Genomic DNA, 16071 nt, shown 5'->3' with positions numbered 1-16071 from the left:
GTCAGATCACCTCCGAACCGCGCGCCCAGCGCGGGACACGTCGTCGGGGGGCCGCGGGCGCCGGGAGCGGCGGGGCCGCGGCGGGCGCCGCCAACAGCGAGGCAGCCACGGCCAGATGGAGCAGATACGGCGAGGCGTCGCCGAGACCGGCCTCGGTGTACGAGGCGATGGCGCAGTAGCTGATCAGGAAGATGGCGCAGGCCCGCTGCAGCGACGGCGGCCGCAGCAGCGCGACGCCGCCGAGCACGAGGATGATCGCCGCCACGATGGCCGTGCCGGTCAGGCCCTGCTCCTGGTAGACGGCCAGCCAGCTGTTGTCGATCGGCAGGCCGCCGAACGACTTGTCGCCGAGGCCCATCCCGAACAGCTGCTCCGAGGTCGACCGGGGGGCCGCGAGGAGGGCGTCCCAGACCTTGGCGCGGCCGGTGAGGTTGGCGAAGTTCTCCTCGGTCTGGCCGCGCAGGAACCACGCCTGCAGCGCGGAGCTGAACGCCACCGCGGCCACCGTGGCGGTCAGCACCGCCCAGGTGAAGAACCGGCGGGCGGCGGAGCTGGTCAGCAGCAGCGAGCAGATCGCGAGGGCGAGCCCGGTGAACAGGCCGAGCGTGGCCGTCCGGGTGTGGGTCAGCGCGAGCAGCACGAAGGACGGCACGATGACCAGCGCCGCGCTGGTCCGGTCGGTCCTGCGGCCCAGGAGCAGCAGCACGGTGAGCCCGATGATGACCGCGGCGTACTGCCCGATCTGCGGCGGCGTGAGCGGCCACAGCGCGCCGACGAGACGCCCGCCGTAGAGGTCGGGCAGGGCGGCGCCCGGCGAGACGACCAGTCCGGCGGCGACCGACCCGAGGACCACGAAGTACATCCGGATGTGGTGTCTGACGAAGCCGAGGCCCCCGTCCCACCAGCGGCTGAGCAGCCACAGGGTGGCGACGAAGAGCGCCAGCCTGCCGCAGCGGAACAGCGCGCCGAAGCCGGAGTCCGGGTTGACGCTGGAGATCAGGCTCGGCACGAGCAGCAGGGTGAGCAGGAAGACGTACGCGCCGGGGCGGATGCGCAGCGTGAGGTTGACCGCCAGCGCCAGCGCGAACGCGAGCACCAGCGCGCCCATGGTGGCCATCTGGATGAGGGAGCGGGGCAGCGGCACGATGGTCTTCGCCCCGGCGGAGCCGAGCGTGTTGAGGACAAGGAGTCCCCAGGCGACGGCGACCGTCCGCGATGTGTGGTCGGCGGGCATCTCAGTCACCCGCCCGGGTACGGAGGGTGCTGCGGTCGTCCTGCCGGTACGGGGCGGCCTGCCACTGCCCGAAGTCGAGGACCCGGCTCGGGTCGTGGGCCACGAACCTCCACGGCCCGACGTAGGTGTTGTGGCGCCAGCGGTTGTGCTGCTTGCCGGTGATCGACTCGGCCACCCGCTCGCCCATGTAGGGCGACCAGTCCGGATAGGTGCCGTAGTTGGCGAGGACCGCCATCCGGTCGCACTTCGTCGTGCACTCCACGACCGCCTTGTCCAGGACGAAGCGGTTGTCGTGGATGTCGACCCGCTGGGTCTTCCAGCGGCAGTCCGCGTAGAGCGGCTCCTTGGTGATGCCCGGCCGCTTGCACCGCTTGGTGTCCTTGACCAGCAGCGTGCAGTCGCCGGACGAGGTGTTGGCCGGGCTGTTGCAGAACCGGTCGGCGTTCTCCCACAGAGTGATCCCGGACCAGTTGTCCTCCAGCGTGTTCCGGTCGATCTCGATCTCGTCCGTACGCGCCTTCACGCGCGGCTCGCCGCCCGACTCCGAGATGTAGACGGTCGCGAGCGGGAAGGAGTCGCCCCGGTCGGCGTACCGGCGCCCCTCGACCCAGTTGTTCCGCCGGATCGTGTTCTTGCGGATGACCGCGTTGTAGCTGGTCTCGTAGATCAGCGCCGCCCCGTCGTTCTTCTCCAGGACGTTGCCCTCGATGCGGAAGTCGTTGTTGTTGGTGTCCGCCCACAGGCCGGTGCCGCGGTTGTCGTGCACCCAGTTGCCGCGCACGTCGGCGCCGTCGACCGCCCAGAACTTGACGCCTCCGGTGCAGCCGCAGCCCTTGCGTTTGCGCTCCCAGTCGCCGGTGTTGTTGCCGACGATCTCGTTGCCCTCGACGACCAGGCCGCTGATCCGTCCCTTGGCCTTGTACGCGTTCATGCCGTACTGGCCGTTCTCGCGCAGGCAGTTGGCGCGAACGCGCTGGCGGGCGCCTGCCATCAGACCGGCTCCGGTGTTGTGCTGGATGGTCGCGTGTTCGATCACCCAGCCGTCGGCCGAGTCGTGGTTGACCACGCCCTCGTCGGGCGGCGCCACGAAACGCTGCACGGTCAGATGGCCGATGGTGACGTCGCGGGCGGTGCCGCCGAACGCGTACTGGTTGCGCTTGCCGCCGTCGAGCACCGCGCCCGGCGCGCCCAGATAGCGGTTCCCCTTCTTCGGGATGACCTGGGCGAACCGGTCGGACGCGAGGCGGTGTTTGCCGGGACCCAGCCAGAACGTGGTGTGCGGCGGGCTCTTCTTGGTCTTGGCGACCAGGTCGCCCACCTTGGCGGGGTCGACCTTCACCGCGCCCGCCGGTGCCTTCGCGGGACCGGACGCGGGCTTGGCGCACACCCGGGCCACGGGGGTGGCGGGCGCGGCGGCGGTCGGCTCGGCCCGCGGCGCGGGCGCGTCGTCACAGCCGGCCGCCGTCAGCAGGACCACCACCAGCGGTGCCGCCGACCACACCCCGAACCGCCTCTTGATCACCACGTCGACTCCCTAACCCCGGAACGTGAGGACGGTGGTGAACTCCTGCACGCCGTCGACCAAACCGGCCTCCGTGGAGGCGGTGCCGATCAGCGTGGTGGCGGGCTCCTTGCGTCCGAAGCCGGGGGAGTACCAGCCGAGCGGCGGCTCGCTCTCGCCGCGGTGCGCCCGCCAGGAGAGCTCGGCGGGCAGGTCGAGCACCGCGGAGCGGTCCTCGCCGTCCCGGCTCCAGGTCAGCACGGCCCGGCTGTCCACCAGGTCCACGGCGACGGCCGGGCCGAGGTGGAAGGCGAGGCGCACGGTCCGGCGCGGGCCGCGCACCTCGTCGGTCACCTTCAACTCCCGGCGCTCTTCCGTGAGTTCGACCTTACGGCGGTGTGTGGCGTCCTGGTAGCCGTCGTGCTCGGCACACCAGCGGGCGCTCACCCCGTCCGACGCCGCGCCGGTCTCCGCGATCAGGACGCGGCTGCGGGCGTGCCGGGTCCACAGGAACGGGCCGCCGGACACGGACTGGTCGGCGTCGTCCAGTTGCAGCGTGTTGTGGCCGAGCGTCGAGCGGAAGTACTGCCGCCACTCGGGCTGCCCGTGGTAGCAGAACGTCCCCGGGTCGGCGAGCACGTCGACCCCGTCGTGCCGGACCTCCACGGAGAGCGCGTCGGCGTGGGCGTGCGCGGCGATGGACAGGAACCCGTGCGGGCCGCCGTCGCAGCGGCACCAGATCTCCTCCGGGCCGCGCAGGATCGTCAGGCCCGCGTCGGCGAAGTGGGCCGGCCTGCTCTCCGGCCGGGCCACGGCGTGCGCGGTCCCCGGCTTCCCGTACGGCCGCAGGAGCGCGGCGAGCAGCGGCGTGCGCACATCGGTGCCGGTGACCGTCGGCCACCAGTCGAGCCGCCCGAACACGGCGTCCCCGGTGGCGAGGAGCGAGCCCCAGCGGTCGGTGCCCGCGCCGTCCACGACCAGACCGTGACCGTCGTCCGCGTCCCCCTGGCGCGGCGGCCGCAGCCGGTTGTCGACGACGGCCGCGAGCGCGTCGGTCATCCGCAGCAGCACCGCCCGGACCGTCGCAGGGACCGGCACGCCGGCCGCGTCCGCCTCGGCGACCGCGGCGAGCCCCAGTTCGAGCACCAGGCCGTGGTACTCGGTGGCCAGCTCCCGGTTGAGGCCGGAGGGATACGTGTTGCCGCGCAGGTGCCGCTCCAGCGAGCGCAGCGCGTCGTCCCGCCAGCGCGCGGACGCGGGGAACCACCCGAAGGCGCAGGCCGCGGCGAACTGCCCGGCGGCTTCGGCGATGACGTGGTTGTTCGCCGAGGAACCCCGGCTGGGAAAGGCGGCCAGCCAGCGCTGGTGGTGCCAGATCTGGTGCAGCGCCGCCGGGTTGTCCTCGAACAGGCCCCGCGCGCCGGACCACCCGTCGAGCAGCCGGCGCACCCACACCCAGGAGAGCAGCCGGATGCCCAGCTCGATGCCGCTGATCCAGTGCACCCCGCGCAGCGGCGGATTGGCCGCCCACCAGGACCGCAGGTGATCGGCCACGCGCTCGGCGTACCGCTCGTCGCCGGTGACCGCGTAGGCCGCGGCGAGCACGGTCAGGTACTGGTGCCGGGACAGCTCCCAGATCTGCTTGACGTCCCCGGCCACCTCCTCGTCCCGGTACGGCACGTCGAAGGCGTACTCCCACGGGGCGCTGAGCCCGGTCTTCGGGTCGGACCACCAGTCCGGGTCGGCCAGGTCGTCGCGGTCCACGCCGAAGAACGTGACGTGCCCGGCCATCAGCCGGTCCGCCTCGGCGACCAGACGCTTCGCGGCGTCCGGCGGTATCGCGGCGATCGCCTCGGCGGGCAGCGCCGCGGTGAAGCGGGCGCCGGACACGGGCGGACCGTACGGCAGCTCCGAGCGCCACCGCCGTCTGCGCACCGCGTCGACCGCCCGGCCGCCGACCTCCCGCGGCTCCATCCGGGACAGCCGCCGCAGGTACCAGCCCGCGCTCAGCGTCATCGCTCTCCCGCCAGCGTCACCGGCGCGCCACCGGCCAGGCCGGTCCGCACGGCGAGGGTGGCCGCCGTGGTGGCGACCAGCGACTCCAGCGGCACCGGCATGGGTCCGCCGGAGCGCACGGCCCGTACGAACGCGGCCAGTTCGGCGGACTGGCCCTTGTCCCTGGCCTTGGGCAGCCGTGAACTGACCCACTTCTTGGGGCCGTGGACCGAGGCGCGGACGAAGTCGTCGAGGCGCAGGGCGCGGCCGTCCGCGACCAGGTCGAGGGTCTCCTTGGGGAAGCTCGACGGGCCGGTGGTGACGTAGCTGATGGTGGCCGTCGAACCGTCGGGGTAGCGCAGGACGACCTGGAGGTCCTCGTGGCCCGAGGTGGCGACCGCGTACACCGAGACCGGGTCGGCCCCGAGCAGCCAGCTCGCCGTGTCGATGAAGTGCCCGCCCTCCCCGGCGAACCGCGAGCCCTCGGTGCCCTGTTGGAGGTACCAGCTGCCGTGCTGCAGCCGGCCCGCGTTGACCAGATAGCGCAGGTGGGCCGGGCCGCTGCGGGCGCCGAACCGCTGCTTGGCCTCGCGAAGCAGCGGCGAGAAGCGGCGGTTGAAGCCCACCTGCAGCCGGTCGTTGCCGGACTCCTCCACCGTCGCGACCACGCCCGCCAGCTCGTCCTCACTGAGCGCCAGCGGCTTCTCCACGAACACGGCCTTGCCGGACAGGAGCGCCTTGCGGGTCAGTTCGGCGTGCGAGCTGTGCCGGGTGACCACGAACACCGCGTCGACGGACTTGTCGCCGAGGACCGCGTCGAGATCGGTGGTCGCCTCGGTGAAGCCGAACTTGCGCTGCGCGTTGGCCGCGGAGAGCGCGGTCGTGGTGACGACGGTGGACAGCTCGACGCCCTCGCGCCCCTGGAGGTGCGGGAGCAGCATCGACGTCGCGTAGTTCCCGGCGCCGACGAACGCGAGGCGTACGGGTGTGTTGGACGCCCGGACCGGGGTGGGCGCACCGCCGGAGCTCCGCTTCACGGCGGGCACGGTCACCGAGGGTGCCGCCTCGCCCGATTCCGTCAACTCGGCGGAGCCCGCGACGGGTTCGGGGTAGCGGAACAGCACCGCCACCGCCTTCAGGTCGCCGTCCTTCAGGCGCTGGTACGTCTCGACGGCGTCGGCGAAGTCGGCCGTGTGGGAGACCAGGGGCTCCACGTCGACGCGGCCCCGGGCGACGAGGTCGAGGAAGCACGCCAGGTTGCGGCGCTCGGTCCAGCGCACATAGCCGATCGGGTAGTCGCGCCCCTCCAGTTCGTACGCCGGGTCGTAGCGCCCGGGGCCGTAACTGCGGGAGAACCGTACGTCGAGCTCCTTCTCGTAGTACGCGTTCCACGGCAGGTCGAGCCGGCACTTGCCGATGTCGACCACCCGGCCGCGGTCCCGGCAGAGCCGGGCGGCCAGCTCGACCGGCTGGTTGCTGCCGCCGCCGGCGGCCAGATACACCTGGTCCACACCGTGGCCGTCGGTGAGTTCGGCGACGGCGTTCTCCACCGCTGAGGACTCGGGGTCGCCGCACGCCGCGGCGCCGAGCCGCTCCGCGAGCTCGCAGCGCACCGGGTCGGGGTCGACGCCCACCACGCGGGCCCCGGAGGCGGTCAGGAGCTGCACCACCAGCTGGCCGATCAGGCCGAGGCCGATGACCAGCGCCACGTCGCCGAGCTGGGGCTCGCCGCGGCGGACGCCCTGCATCGCGATCGAGCCGACGGTGCCGAAGGCCGCGTGCCGGGCCGCGAGGCCGTCCGGAACCGGGGCGTAGAGGTTCTGCGGCACCCAGTTCACCTCGGCGTGCAGCGCGTGCTCGTTGCCCGCGCAGGCCACCAGGTCACCGACGGACACGTCGTCGATCCCGGCGCCGACCTGCTCGACCACCCCGCACAGCGAGTAGCCGAGCGGCGTGTACGAGTCCAGCTTGCCCATCACCTTGCGGTAGGTGGCGGGCACCCCGTTGGTGGCCACGCTCTGCATGACCTTGGCCACCTGGTCGGGGCGTGAGCGGGCCTTGCCGACCATCGACATGCCGGCCTCGGAGACCTTCATGAGCTCGGTCCCGGTGGAGATCAGCGAGAAGGCGCTGCGGACCAGCACACCGCCCGCCTTGCACCCGGGAACCGGCACGTCGAGGACCGCCAGCTCGCCGCTCTTGTAGTTCTGAACAACCTGCTTCACCCGTACTCCTCTGAATTCCTAAGCCGTTTGCCGAGTGCTCCGGTCGGACCCAGAGGTCGCGCCGCGATACCAGTACTCGAGGGTCAGCACATGCCACAGATGTTTGGAGAAGTCCCGCTGTCCGGCGGCGTCCTCGGCGACCATGCGCGCCAGCGCGTCGCGGCGCAGGATCCCCGAGGTGACAAGGACCCCGTCGTTCACCACCTCGCGCACCAGCGGCGCCAGGTCCCGGCTCATCCAGGCCCGCAGCGGGGCGCTGAACAGGCCCTTGGGCCGGTACACGATCTCCCGGGGCAGGACGGAGGTGGCCGCCTCCTTGAGGACGGCCTTGCCCTGCCGTCCGACGATCTTGCGGCTGCCCGGCACCGCGAACGCGGCCTTGACCACCTCGACGTCCACGTACGGCACCCGCACCTCGGTCGACGCGGCCATGCTGGAGCGGTCCGTGTAGGCGAGGTTCAGACCCGGCAGGAACATCCGGGCGTCGCCCAGGCACATCCGGTTCACGAAGTCGTCGAGGTCGTTGTCCTCGTAGACGTCCGCGTGCTCGGTCAGCACGTCGTCCACCGTCCCCGCCAGGTCCGGGTCGACCAGGGCGAGCAGCTCCTCCTGGTCGTACATGGTGTAGCTGCGCCGGAACGCGGTCTCCTCCGGCAGTTCGGCGAAGGAGAGGAACCGCTTGGCGAACCGCACCGACCGGTACCCCCGCCGGGCCGTGGCGACCGGCAGCCGGTCCACGGCCCCCGACACCGCGCGCCGCAGCGGCCGCGGGACGCGCTGGTAGCGCAGCGCCAGCGTGTTGGCCAGGTGCTTGCGGTACCCGGCGAACAGCTCGTCGGCGCCCATCCCGGAGAGCATCACCTTGACGCCGGCCTCCCGGGCCGCCGAGCAGATCAGATAGGTGTTGATCGCGGCGGGGTCGCCGATCGGCTCGTCGAGGTGGTACGTCATCTCCGGCAGCAGGTCCAGGACGTTCGGCGCGATCTCGATCTCGTGCAGGTCGACGCCGTAGCGCGCGGCCACCTGCCGGGCGTAGCGCAGGTCGTCCGGCATCGCCTCGAACTTGGCGTCCTCGGCGCGGAATCCGATCGTGTACGCGGAGATGCCGGGCTGGTGGCGGGCGGCCAGGGCGGTCAGATAGCTGGAGTCGAGACCGCCGGAGAGGAACGTCGCCACGGGCACGTCGGAGAGCATGTGCTGCCGTGTCGACTCCGCGACGACGCCGGCGATGTCCGGCGACTCGCCCGCCCTGGCCCGCTCCTGGCCCTCGGCGGCGACGTCCTTGAGGTTCCAGAACCGCCCCCGGTCGACCCGGCCGTCGGCCCTGCACCGCAGCCAGCTCCCCGGCGGCAGCTTCTCCGCCTCGCGGTACGCGCAGCGCGAGTCCGGCACCCAGTAGTACAGCAGCGACGCCACCAGCGCCCCGGGATCCACGTCGAGGGAACCGCCGGTCACGGCGGCGAGCGCCTTGAGCTCGGAGGCGAACACCAGGCCGGGGCCGCGGCGGAGCAGGAACAGCGGCTTGATGCCGAGCTGGTCGCGGGCGAGCACCAGCTCGCCGGTGCGCTCGTCGAAGACCCCGAACGCGAACATGCCGCGCAGCCGGGGCAGACAGTCCGTGCCCCAGCGCCGCCACGCCTCCAGGACCACCTCGGTGTCGGAGGTGCCGCGAAAGCGCACCCCGGCGGCGGCCAACTCGGCCCGCAGTTCGGGGGCGTTGTACAGCTCGCCGTTGTACGTGAGGGCGAGGCCGTCGGAGATCATCGGCTGGGCGCCGGTCTCGGACAGGTCGATGATGGCGAGCCGGCGGTGGCCGAGCTGGACGTCGCCGTCACCGACGGGACGGCTGTAGCGGCCCGCGCCGTCCGGGCCGCGATGGGCGAGGGTTTCGGTCAGCCGGTCGGTCACGGCCTTTCCGTCCGGCCACCGGTACGTGCCTGCGATGCCACACATGTGCTACCTCGCCTCCTTGTCACTGTCGGGAACGCGTACCGCTCTCGATGAACGCTCGGTGCGCGCCCGGCCCCGCACGCTCTCCCGGGCCAGCCGCTCGCCGTGGCCGCGCAGCGCGATGTGCAGCCCGTCCCAGAGCGTGCCGTCGGTCCGGTCGCGCGGGTCGGGGTCGACGAGGACCACGCCGAGCACCGGGATGTTCTGGTCCGCGAGCTGCCGCGCCACGGTGTGCAGCCAGCCCGCGCTGCCGTGTCCCGCGCGCACCACGAGCACGGTCTGGCCGCCGAGGTACTGCAGGTCGGTCCAGGCGGTGCCGGGCGCGACCGAGCCGACGCCGATCCTGCGCACCTGGCGCGGCAGGGCGGCGGCCTGCTCGCCGCTGACCACGTCCGGGTCACCGGGCCCGCGGCGGGCCTCGGCGAGGTGCGGGCCCGGCAGACCGTCGACGAGGGCCACCGGGCCGTCCGCCGCCAGGGCCGCGGCGACGTTCCGGGCGAGCACGCTCGTGCTGCGCGCGCATCCCAGTTCGAGCAGCGACACGGGTTCCGACGCGCCGCGCACGGTGCGGGCCAGCGTCGTGGTGACCCGCTCGTGGGCCGCCCGGGTCCTGCGCAGCCGCCACGGCCAGGAGAAGCGCCGGGGCTGACCGCCCAGTTCCGCGATGACGGAGGCACCGAGGTTCGCCGCGATCTCCCGGCGCAGCACCGGGCGGTCCGCCACCACCGAGCCGACCGCGGCCACCGCGAGCCCGAGGAAGAGCCCGAGGAAGAAACCGATCCCGGCGTTGGTGACGGCCGACTTCGCCAGGGAGTGGTGCACGGCGCGCGGGGCGTCCACGATCTGGGTGCCCGCGACGAGCTTGGGCGTGCCGATGCGCGCCTCCTCGGCCCGCTGGTCGAAGTCGGCGATGCGCGAGTTCAGTTCGGCGCGGCGGGCGTAGAGCGACTCGATGCTCGCCGAGCCCTGCGGGTCGCTCTCCGGCGAGCGGGTCCCGATCGAGTCGTTGATCTGCCCGAGCTCCTTGCGCATCCGGTCGCGCTGCGCGATCAGCGCCTTGGCCTCGGCCTTGGCGCTCTCCCGCATCCGCCGTACGTGGTCGGCGACGAACGCGTCGGCCAGCGCCTTCACCCGGGCCACCGCGTCCGCGTCGCTCGCACCCGTCACGTCGATCTGCAGCAGGTTGTTGGTGACGCCGGTTCCTCGGTAGTCCGCCATGAAGTCCTCGGGCTTCTCGGTGGACTTGAGGGCCTTCAGGGCCTGGCCGGCGATCCGGGTGGTGCCGAGCAGCTCGACGTCGGTGCGGATCAGCGTGCCGGTGTCGTTGGGCTGGTCGTCCTGGTGGGTGACGAGCACCTTCGTCACCGCGGCGGGCGGCGGCGGGCGCAGTACGGCGAGCGCGGCACCGGCGAGGAGCCCGAGCAGCGCCAGGGCGCACCAGAAGCGGCGGCGTCTGCGCACGGCGACCACCAGCGCGTGCAGGTCGAAGAGGGGAGAGGACCCCGGCTCCGATGTCCCGTCCGTCGTCACACCGCACCTCCTCGCGCGTCGTCCCCCACGGCGACCGCCCGCGCGTGAGGTGGCCGAGGGGCCTCGGCGGCCCGCTCCGAGCGGGCGGCCCGGACCGGGTCGGCGACGACGACGCCCACGACCTCGTGTCTGCCGTCCGCGCACGCCTCGGCGACGCCGGCGAGCTCTCCCGCGCTCCAGCAGCCCGCGCTGAGCACGACCAGGGCGCCGGACTCGGCGCCGCGGTCCGGCACCAGCGGCCGGGTCACCGAGACCTCCACCACGCGCAGCAGCGGATCGTTCCCGGCCTCGGCGGCGAGCTGCCCGGCGGCCCGCAGGGCGATCTCGTCACCCTCCGGTACGACGGCCAGAATCCGTCGGGGGGAGGGGAGTTGGTTGCGCAGGCGGGCGCACACCCGCCGGTACCGGGTCTGTCGTCCCGCCGCGCCTGCGGACGGCCGGGGGGCCGGCAGGTCCCACCGGGCGTCGGCGCCGAGGAGCCGGCGCAGCCAGCGCGGGCCGCGGCCCCGCGAGCGGGGCAGGCCGCGCCGGCCGGGCACGTCGACGGTGCCGATCAGCGTCGAGCCGAGCGCCGCGGTGATCTCCGCCTCGGTGCGCAGACCGCGGTTGCTCCGGGCGGTGGCGAGGTGGCCGATGACGGCGAACAGGAAGAACAACACCGCGCCGGCGACCGTGAGTTGCGTCCGCGTCGGCGGCGCCTCGCCGCTGGGCCGGGCGGCGGGGCCCATGACGACCATGTTGGCCTTGTTGGTCGCCGGGTCCGCGTCGTCCAGCTTCTTCATGGCCTGCTGCAGCGCGGTGCGCAGCTTCTCCAGCTCGGTGCGGGCCTGCACGCCCTCCACGGTCCGCCCCGGGTCGGCCGAGTCGGCCAGGTCGGAGATGCGGCGGTTGGTCGTCGCCACCCGCTCGCGCAGCGCCTCGGGCCCCTCCTCGTCGTCGGCGTTGGTGCCGTCGCCGGCGATCCGCGCGGCGAAGGTGACGAACTCCTGCGCCACCTGGTCGGAGAGGCGCTGGGCGCGCCCCGGCGTCTCGGCCGTACCGGAGATCTTGATGATGTTCCCGTCGGCCGCCTTGGCGCTCACCTGGTCGCCCAGGTCACCGGCGCCGACCCCGTCCCATTCGAGCGCGACGGCCGCACGGTCGACCACCGCCGAACTGGACGCGATCTCCGCCTGGGTCAGCAGCTCGCGCTCCTCCCACTGACCGGCCAGCAGGACCGAGGTCGACGTCGTGTAGGTCGGCGGGAACAGCAGTGAGGCGCCGTAGCCGACCAGGGCGCCCAGAACGGCGGCGACGGCGAGGAGCCGCCAGCGCCGCCGGAAGATCCGCCCGATGGTGACCAGGCGTATGACGTCCTCACTCAACTGCGCTGCCTCTTCCCTGTACGGACTCGGGGGGCCGCCGACACCGGGGCGCGGCCCCGGACGGCGGCGGCGTAGGCGTCGAGCAGCGCGCGCTGGGAGTTCCGCCAGGAGAGCTGTCCGCCGATCCGCTCCTGGCCGAGCTTGCCCATCTCGGCCCGCTGCTCCGGGTCGTCCATGAGCAGCGCGACGAGCCGGGCGAACTCCGCCTCGTCGTTGGCGGGCGCGTAGAGCGCCGCCTCACCCGCGGAGACCCGCGCCTCCCGCAGGTCGAAGGAGACGATCGGGCGGCCCATCACCATGTACTCGAGGACCTTGTTCATGGTCGACACGTCGTTGAGCGGGTTGCGCGGGTCGGGGGAGAGGCACACGTCCGCCGTGGACAGATAGCGCGCCAGGTCCGCGTCCGGGATGCGCCCGGTGAACTGCACCTGCTCCGACAGGCCGAGCCGCTTCGACAGCTCCACCATCGCGTCGAAGGCGTCACCGGCGCCGACGAACACCGCGTGCCAGTCGGTCCGCCCGAGGTCGTCGCGCAGTTTGGCCAGCGCCCGCAGGGCGTAGTCGACACCGTCCTGCGGGCCCATCACACCGAGATAGCACAGCAGATGGGGCTTGCCCCGTTTCAACTCCGGTTCGGCGGGCACCGGGTGGAAGCGGTCGGTGTCGGGCGCGCTGCGCACCACGAAGACATCCTCCGGGCGCTGCCCGCCGCGGCGCACCGCGACGTCCCGGTAGCTCTCGTTGGTGGCGAGCACGACGTCGGCGGCCCGGTACGTCATCCGTTCCAGCGCGCACACGCCCCGGTAGAGCAGGTCCTTGCCCCGGTCGAACCGGGAGAGGTACAGCTCGGGCACCAGGTCGTGCTGGTCGAAGACGAACCGCGCGCCGCGCCGCTTCAGCCACAGCGCGGGCAGGAACAGCAGGTCGGGCGGGTTGCAGGCGTGGACGACGTCGACCGGTCCGACCGCGCGGGCCAGCCGGGCCGTGTGCCACAGCGCCGTGCCGTACTCGCGGAGATAGCCGGCCGGGCCTCCGGTGGCCGCGCGCAACGGGTAGCGGTGGATGCGCACCCCGTCGATCAGGGCGCGCGCCTCCGTGTCCCGCTTGGTCCCCCGGGGGCAGATGACGTGCACCTCCCACCCGGCGTCGCGCAGCGTGGTGCACTCCTGCCACACCCTCCGGTCGAAGGGCACGGACAGGTTCTCCACCAGGACCAGCGCGCGCCGGCCCGCACCGGCCGTCGCTTCGTGGGCCGTCGCCTCGTCGGACGCCGTGTCGTCGGACGTCGTGTCACCAAGCAAGGCCCATGTACCCCGGTTCGTTCCGGCGCGCATCGGCGTCGGGAAGGTGGATGAGGTCGACGATCACCGGCGCGGCGCCGTGCGGCAGCGCGGCAAGGACGGCCGGGTCGCTGCTGCCGACGAGGCACACCTCGGCGTGGTCGAGCACCTCGTCGACGGAGTCGGCGAGCAGCTGCGCGAGGTGCGGAAGGCGGGTCTCGATGTACTCGCGGTTGGCGCCCATGAGCCGGGAGAGGCTCACGTTGGCGTCGTAGATCCGCAGGTCGTACCCCTTGCCGAAGAGCCGCTCCGCCAGCTCGACGAGCGGGCTCTCGCGGAGGTCGTCGGTGCCCGGCTTGAAGGAGAGCCCGAACAGGCCGACCCGCCGCTTGCCGGTGCGCTCGACGAGGTCCACCGCGCGCTGCAGGTGGTCGGCGTTGGAGGCGAGGACGTGGGACAGGATCGGCACCGAGACGTCCGCGCGCTGCGCCGCGTACACCAGGCTGCGCAGGTCCTTGGGCAGGCAGGAGCCGCCGAAGGCGAAGCCGGGCCGCAGATAGGCGGGGCTGATGTTCAGCTTGCGGTCGGCGAGGAACACGTCCATCACCTGGTGCGAGTCCACCCCGAGCGCCTGGCACACCGAGCCCAGCTCGTTGGCGAAGCCGATCTTGAGGCCGTGGAACGCGTTGTCGGCGTACTTGATCGCCTCGGCCGCCGGGACGGGCACCCGGAACACCTCGCCGGGCAGGCCGTCGTAGAGCGCGGCGACCACGTCGCCGCTGGCCGGGTCGAGTTCGCCGATGACGGTCTTCGGCGGGTCGAAGAAGTCCCGCACGCTGGTGCCCTCGCGCAGGAACTCCGGGTTGACCGCGACCCCGAAGTCCGTCCCCGCGGTGCCGCCGGCGTGCTTCTCCAGGATCGGCACCAGCAGGTTCAGGCAGGTGCCGGGGAGCATGGTGCTGCGGAAGACGACGGTGTGCCGGCCGCCCTCCTTTCCCCGCTCGGCCAGCGCGGCGCCGATCTGCTCGGTGACCCGCTCCAAGTAGGTGGTGCACAGGCTGCCGTTGGGCTCCGACGGGGTGCCCACACAGATCAGCGACACGTCGCTGTTGAGGACCGCGTCGCGGACGTCACGGGTGGCGCGCAGCGCCCCGGACTCCACGACGCCGGCGACGAGTTCGCCGATCCGCTCCTCGACCACCGGCGCCTTGCCGGCGTTGACCAGGTCGACCTTGGCCTGGTTGACGTCGACCCCGATGACCTCGTGGCCCTGCCCCGCCAGGCACGCGGCCGACACGCAGCCCACGTATCCGAGCCCTAAGACGCTGACTCTCATGACGCTCTCCTCCCCCCCAGGCAGGCCCTGGCGGCCTGCGCTTCCTGCGCCGACGAAGCGGCGCCCCCCGGATATCGATGGCCTCCCGGACACCGGTGACCCCCCGTACATCAGTAGGCCCCCATCAGTAGGCCCCCTGTCCCTTGAGCACCGCGCGCAGCGTCTTCCACAAGATCACCGAGTCGAGCGCGAGCGACCAGTCCTCCACGTACCGCAGGTCGAGCCGGACCGCCTCCTCCCACGGCAGGTCGCTGCGTCCGCTGATCTGCCACAGGCCGGTGAGGCCGGGCTTGACGAGCAGCCGCCGGCGGATGTCCGGGCCGTACGCGGCGGACTCCTCCGGCAGCGGCGGCCGCGGGCCGACGAGCGACATCGACCCGGTGAGTACGTTGAGCAGCTGCGGCAGCTCGTCGATCGAGTACCGGCGCAGCACCGTCCCCACCCGCGTCACCCGCGGGTCCCTGCGGAGCTTGAACAGCAGCCCGGCGCCTTCGTTGTGATCGGCCAGCGCGGCACGCGCCGTGTGGGCGCCGGTGACCATGGTGCGGAACTTGAAGATGGTGAACTCGCAGCCGTCCTTGCCCACTCGGCGCTGGCGGTAGAGCGCACCGCCGCGGCTGTCCGCCATGACGAGCAGCGCGACGACCACCATGAGCGGCGCGAAGAGCAGCAGCAGGACCGCGGCGCCCAGCCGGTCGACGATTCCCTTCACCATCCGGCGCCCACCGGTGAAGGTGGGCATGCTGACCCGAAGCAGCGGGATCCCGAGCACCGCGTCGACGTGCAGCCGCGGCCCCGCCACCTCCATCAGGACGGGGGCGACGACCATTTCGGCGTCGCTGCCCTCCAGGTTCCAGGCGAGGCGCTGCAGCCGGTCCGGCGACCAGTGCGGATCCGGGGTGACCGCGACCACCCGGTAGCCGTCGCCGCGCACATGGCCCGCGACGTCCGCCAGCCGCCCGACGACCGGCACACCGTCCACATGGTCGGCGTCGAGCCCGTGGTCCTCCGGCATGCACACCGCCTCGACGCGCCAGCCCAGGTGCGGGAACTTGCGGGTCCGCATGATCAGGTCCCGTACGGTGGCCGGGCTCCCGGCGGCGAGCACCGGGCGCAGACACCGCCCCTCTTTGCGCTGCTTGTGCAGCCAGAGGCGGAGCAGATACCGCTCGGTCATGGTGACGAGCGCGATCGCCGGCAGGGCGACGAATATCCAGAGCTTGATGTTGCGGGAGGCGAGCGCTATCCCGCCGAGCGACAGCACGACCGCCGCCGTGAACAGCGAGCGTCCGAGCCTGCGGAACTCCTCCGCGCCCTGGCCGAGCACGGCCGGAGCCCACGCCTTGCTCACCGCGAGCGCCACAAGGACCAGCAGTTCGGTGCCGAAGGCGAGAATCCTCCACTTCTCGTGCCAGTTTGCGGCGTCCCTGACTCCGAAGAACCCGCCGATCGATGCCACGACGAAGGCGGTGGCGACCGTATCGCTGGTGATCACGATGCGGCGGTACCGCTGCTCCCACTCCATGGCGGGCCGGCTGATGACCCCGTTCGTCAGACGCCCCCGCGCCGACGGAAACGGGTTGACTAATTCCCCCTGCTGCACAGGACCCCCCAGGTCTGCAGTGGTTCGTGTTCAACTCGCACTGGTGCCCCGGA

General features: G+C 72.6%; 10 protein-coding genes. All 10 read right to left on the bottom strand.

Going from position 1 to position 16071, the window contains the following annotated elements; all coding sequences use genetic code 11:
• Position 1 precedes the first annotated feature (1 nt).
• Positions 2-1234, bottom strand: a complete 1233-nt coding sequence (locus tag ACFYO9_RS20555) for an O-antigen ligase domain-containing protein (protein WP_355804607.1) — start codon at positions 1232-1234, stop codon at positions 2-4.
• Between the two features lies 1 nt (position 1235).
• The gene (locus ACFYO9_RS20550; RefSeq protein WP_358777740.1) at positions 1236-2759 is read right to left on the bottom strand and encodes a right-handed parallel beta-helix repeat-containing protein; all 1524 of its coding nucleotides are present in this window, start codon (positions 2757-2759) and stop codon (positions 1236-1238) included.
• 9 nt (positions 2760-2768) lie between these two features.
• Positions 2769-4751 (bottom strand): alginate lyase family protein, encoded by a 1983-nt coding sequence (locus tag ACFYO9_RS20545; RefSeq protein ID WP_358777739.1) that lies wholly within the window; start codon positions 4749-4751, stop codon positions 2769-2771.
• On the bottom strand, positions 4748-6955 hold the full coding sequence (locus ACFYO9_RS20540) for a bi-domain-containing oxidoreductase (RefSeq protein WP_358777738.1): 2208 nt from the start codon (positions 6953-6955) through the stop codon (positions 4748-4750). The genes ACFYO9_RS20545 and ACFYO9_RS20540 overlap by 4 nt, the downstream gene beginning before the upstream one ends.
• A gap of 18 nt (positions 6956-6973) precedes the next feature.
• A complete protein-coding gene (gene asnB / locus ACFYO9_RS20535) occupies positions 6974-8908 on the bottom strand; it encodes an asparagine synthase (glutamine-hydrolyzing) (protein ID WP_358777737.1) in 1935 nt (644 codons plus the stop codon).
• Between the two features lie 3 nt (positions 8909-8911).
• Positions 8912-10435, bottom strand: coding sequence for a Wzz/FepE/Etk N-terminal domain-containing protein (locus ACFYO9_RS20530; RefSeq protein ID WP_358777736.1), 1524 nt, complete (start codon positions 10433-10435; stop codon positions 8912-8914).
• Positions 10432-11799, bottom strand: coding sequence for a polysaccharide biosynthesis protein (locus ACFYO9_RS20525; RefSeq protein WP_358777735.1), 1368 nt, complete (start codon positions 11797-11799; stop codon positions 10432-10434). Before ACFYO9_RS20525 ends, ACFYO9_RS20530 begins: the two co-directional genes overlap by 4 nt.
• Positions 11796-13100 carry a glycosyltransferase family 4 protein gene (locus ACFYO9_RS20520; protein WP_358777734.1) on the bottom strand — a complete coding sequence of 435 codons (1305 nt, stop codon included), beginning with the start codon at positions 13098-13100 and terminating at the stop codon, positions 11796-11798. Before ACFYO9_RS20520 ends, ACFYO9_RS20525 begins: the two co-directional genes overlap by 4 nt.
• The gene (locus ACFYO9_RS20515; protein ID WP_358777733.1) at positions 13090-14415 is read right to left on the bottom strand and encodes a nucleotide sugar dehydrogenase; all 1326 of its coding nucleotides are present in this window, start codon (positions 14413-14415) and stop codon (positions 13090-13092) included. Before ACFYO9_RS20515 ends, ACFYO9_RS20520 begins: the two co-directional genes overlap by 11 nt.
• Positions 14416-14539: 124 nt before the next feature.
• Positions 14540-16018 (bottom strand): sugar transferase, encoded by a 1479-nt coding sequence (locus tag ACFYO9_RS20510; protein ID WP_358705995.1) that lies wholly within the window; start codon positions 16016-16018, stop codon positions 14540-14542.
• Positions 16019-16071 lie beyond the last annotated feature (53 nt).

Source organism: Streptomyces sp. NPDC005863, assembly GCF_042871345.1.
Classification (GTDB): Bacteria; Actinomycetota; Actinomycetes; order Streptomycetales; family Streptomycetaceae; genus Streptomyces.
The sequence above is the reverse complement of the archived record's forward strand: the minus strand, read 5'-3'. Positions and strand labels throughout refer to the sequence as shown.

Coding starts and splice junctions, on each gene's coding strand:
- ACFYO9_RS20545 (WP_358777739.1), bottom strand. CDS start 4,751: ATGACGCTGAGCGCGGGCTGGTACCTGCGGCGGCTGTCCCGGATGGAG.
- asnB (WP_358777737.1), bottom strand. CDS start 8,908: ATGTGTGGCATCGCAGGCACGTACCGGTGGCCGGACGGAAAGGCCGTG.
- ACFYO9_RS20555 (WP_355804607.1), bottom strand. CDS start 1,234: ATGCCCGCCGACCACACATCGCGGACGGTCGCCGTCGCCTGGGGACTC.
- ACFYO9_RS20515 (WP_358777733.1), bottom strand. CDS start 14,415: ATGAGAGTCAGCGTCTTAGGGCTCGGATACGTGGGCTGCGTGTCGGCC.